This window comes from Streptomyces muensis (assembly GCF_021474425.1).
Lineage (GTDB): Bacteria > Actinomycetota > Actinomycetes > Streptomycetales > Streptomycetaceae > Streptomyces > Streptomyces muensis.
In genome coordinates this window covers 1-3,225 of sequence record NZ_JAKEIP010000479.1, presented here as the reverse complement: position 1 = coordinate 3,225, position 3,225 = coordinate 1, and the positions used below count along the sequence as shown (strand labels likewise).

The window sequence follows — 3,225 nt, the reverse complement described above, 5'->3', positions numbered from 1 at the left end:
GTGTCGCGGCCCTCCGCCCCGGAGCCGCCCCCGGTGTCCATCGAGGACGACATCCCGGAGGACGACGACCCCGACCTCAACGAGTCGGCGCTGTCCGGCTACGAGCTGATCGTGCGGGAGCTGGGCGCGACGGTGGTGGAGGAGTTCACGAACGAGTAGCACCGAGTAGCGGGGCGGGCGGGCGCCCCGACTTGGAGGAACGTACAGGTCACCAAGGCCCGGCCCCTCGGCACCCCGTACGAAAACCCCGTTAGGCTGACCCCCGTGAAGGTCCTCGTCATCGGTAGCGGCGCCCGCGAACATGCCCTGTGCCGCTCCCTGTCCCTCGACCCCGACGTCACCGCGCTGCACTGCGCCCCCGGCAACGCCGGCATCGCCGAGGTCGCCGAGCTGCACCAGGTCGACGCCCTGGACGGCGCCGCCGTCACCGTGCTCGCCGAACGGCTCGGCGCCGACCTCGTCGTCGTAGGCCCGGAGGCACCCCTCGTCGCCGGGGTCGCCGATGCCGTGCGCGAGGCGGGCATCCCGGTCTTCGGCCCCTCCGGGGAGGCCGCGCAGATCGAGGGCTCCAAGGCCTTCGCCAAGGATGTGATGGCGGCGGCCGGCGTCCCGACGGCCCGCTCCTACGTCTGTACGACGCCCGGCGAGGTCGACGAGGCCCTTGACGCCTTCGGTGCCCCGTACGTGGTCAAGGACGACGGTCTCGCCGCCGGCAAGGGCGTCGTCGTGACCGCCGACCACGAGGCGGCCAGGGCGCACGCCAACTCATGCGAGCGCGTCGTCATCGAGGAGTTCCTCGACGGGCCCGAGGTCTCCCTCTTCGCCATCACCGACGGCGAGACGGTGCTCCCGCTCCAGCCCGCCCAGGACTTCAAGCGTGCGCTCGACGGCGACGAGGGTCCGAACACCGGCGGCATGGGCGCGTACTCCCCGCTGCCGTGGGCCGACCCGAAGCTCGTCGAGGAGGTCCTGGAGACGGTCCTCCAGCCGACCGTCGACGAGATGCGCCGCCGCGGCACCCCGTTCTCCGGGCTGCTGTACGCCGGTCTCGCGATCACCTCGCGGGGCGTACGGGTCATCGAGTTCAACGCCCGCTTCGGCGACCCCGAGACCCAGGTCGTACTGGCCCGCCTGAAGACCCCGCTGGCCGGTGTCCTGCTGGCCGCCGCCAAGGGCGACCTCGCCGACCTGGAGCCGCTGCGCTGGAGCGACGACGCCGCGGTCACCGTGGTCGTCGCCTCGCACAACTACCCCGGCACCCCGCGCACCGGCGACCCCATCACCGGCCTCGACGAGGTGGCCGCCGAGGACGCCCCGCACGCCTACGTCCTGCACGCCGGTACCAAGCAGGACGGCGACGCGATCGTGAGCGCCGGCGGCCGTGTCCTGTCCGTCACGGCGACCGGCAAGGACCTCAGCCAGGCCCGCGACCGCGCGTACCGGGCCGTCGCCCGCGTCGAGCTCGACGGCTCTCAGCACCGTACGGACATCGCGGCGAAGGCGGCGGAAGGCGCGTAACCGGCCGAGCGCCGGGCGGCTGCCCGCCGCCCGCGGATGAACCCCGAAGGCCCCGAATCCGTCTCAGGATTCGGGGCCTGATCCATGCCGGAATCGGGTCCGGACCCGGCCGGGAACAGGCCTTCATCCGGCCGGGATTAAGGGCCTGATCCTCGCTGTCCGTCATCCACCTTTCCCCAAAGCCATTCCATCGAGTGACCGATGCCCCATCCGGCTGACGTGGGCCGAAGCCCCAACTAGGGTGCGGCGCAAGCGTTCCGGCACTTGGCCCACCGGCATTGCGATGTCAGTGGTGGGTGCCACAGTGGGGGAGTGAGCAAAGCCAGGACAGTTCGGACAGCCGGGGCAGCGCGGAGGGGGTGAGGTCCGGCGTGAGCGGTATGGGTGCGGAGGTCGGCGCGCAGGCAGCGCGCGCCCGGGCCATGGCCGTGCTGCGGGTCCGCAGCCGCGCGCTGGCTGTCGCGGTGCTGCCCGCGGCGTTCGCCGTGGTGCTGCTCGCCGGTGCCTCCACCGGCCACCTCGTCGGCCCGGGCTGGCACGCCGCGCGCTGGGCCGTCATCCCCGTCGCCGTCCTCGTCCTGCTGGCCGCCGCCATCATCGCCCTGGTCGTCGCCCGTGCCCGCCCCGCCGTCAGCCCCACGGTCCCGATCGGCGAGGAGCAGGCGCCGGACCTGTACCGGATGGTGCGCGACCTCGCCGACCGGCTCGACGTCCCCGCCCCGTCCGCGATAGCTCTCACCCCGGACTGCGACAGCTGGCTGGAGGACCGCACCCACCCGTCCCACGGCCCGCCGGCGGCCGAAGGCGGCATGGAGGACGGGCTCAACGGCCTGCACGGCGGTAGCCGTTCCGGCACCCATCGTCGTACGCCGGACGCCCCCGTCCTCGTCATCGGCTCCCCGTTCCTGTGGTGGATGCGCGTCGGCGAGCTGCGTGCCGTCCTGGCCCCGGTCGTCGCTGGTACGGGACCCTCGGCGCACCCCGACATAGCCCAGGCCCGGCGCTTCGTCCGGGGCCTCGACGCCGCGGTGGCCGTCGCCTCGACGCGCGGCCGTTGTCCGGGGTCGCGGGCGGTGTGCGCGGGCATCGGCTGGGTCGCGCGGGTGATGCTGCGCAGTTGCCGGGACCACGCGGCCGAGATGGAGCGGGGGGTGGCCGCCGCGGCCGCCGAGCGTGCACAGGCTGTGGACTACGGGCTGCGGATCGTCGCCCAGGAACAGGTCGGGCTCGCGTACGCGGGCTGGGACCGGCTGCTGACGCGGGTCGCGCTGCCCGCCTGGCGGATGGGGCGCTGGCCGTCCCGGCTGGACGCCGGCGTCGTCGCCGCGCTCACCGAACTGTCCCGGCGGGACCGGCTGGCCGAGGGATTCGCCTCCCGGCTGGGCGAGCGCCCCGCCTGTGACCTGCTCGAAGAGCCCGGCGCGATCGACGAGGCCGCCTCGCTCCTGGCCGCCCGCCTCTTCCACGGCGGCCCCGCCGAGCCCGGCCCTGACTGGTCCCCGGTGGGCTGGCAGGAGTATCCGGAAGAGGTCGTCGACCGCAAATGGCGCACCGACGCGGCCCGCCTCCACCGAGTCCTCGACACCCTCGGCGTCCGCCGCACCACCGAGGGCACACCCCCGGAATCCGACGGCCCCACCCTGGCCCGAGTCCTGGACCACCTCTCGACACCCCCGACCACCGCACCGACCTGGCCCCCCGCCGAGC

Annotated in this window: 1 protein-coding gene and 2 pseudogenes; all 3 read left to right on the top strand. The window is 74.0% G+C overall.

Features of this window, described 5'->3' with window-relative positions; genetic code table 11:
* Positions 1-159, top strand: a pseudogene (locus L0P92_RS43340) (DNA polymerase III subunit gamma/tau); the annotation flags it as partial.
* A 105-nt stretch (positions 160-264) separates the two neighbouring features.
* Positions 265-1,518: a phosphoribosylamine--glycine ligase gene (gene purD / locus L0P92_RS43335; protein ID WP_234768633.1), complete on the top strand. Its 1,254-nt coding sequence runs from the start codon at positions 265-267 to the stop codon at positions 1,516-1,518.
* Positions 1,519-1,889: 371 nt separating this feature from the next.
* Positions 1,890-3,225, top strand: a pseudogene (locus L0P92_RS43330) (hypothetical protein); the annotation flags it as partial.